The organism is Caballeronia sp. ATUFL_F1_KS4A (assembly GCF_023630905.1).
Taxonomy (GTDB): domain Bacteria; phylum Pseudomonadota; class Gammaproteobacteria; order Burkholderiales; family Burkholderiaceae; genus Caballeronia; species Caballeronia zhejiangensis.
Window position 1 is genome coordinate 1 of the sequence record NZ_JALQEB010000020.1, and the last position, 301, is coordinate 301.

1 tRNA gene is annotated in these 301 nt (G+C 56.1%); it reads left to right on the forward strand.

Annotated features, from left to right (window positions below):
• Positions 1-87: transfer RNA gene (locus NCS03_RS14020), tRNA-Leu, on the forward strand.
• Positions 88-301 lie beyond the last annotated feature (214 nt).

Here is a 301-nt window from a genome sequence, read left to right on the forward strand (position 1 = left end):
GCCCAGGTGGCGGAATTGGTAGACGCACTAGGTTCAGGTCCTAGCGGTGGCAACACCGTGGAGGTTCGAGTCCTCTCTTGGGCACCAGATGTTTGAAAAAGCCACCTTCGGGTGGCTTTTTCTTTTTATGCGGAGACCGTGTTTTTGTCGTAGACGAGTCGTATGACTTTTCGATTGACACGGCGCCCGTTCCCGCTAGAATAGCGGGCTTGCTGTACCCCTTGGCCCAGGTGGCGGAATTGGTAGACGCACTAGGTTCAGGTCCTAGCGGTGGCAACACCGTGGAGGTTCGAGTCCTCTC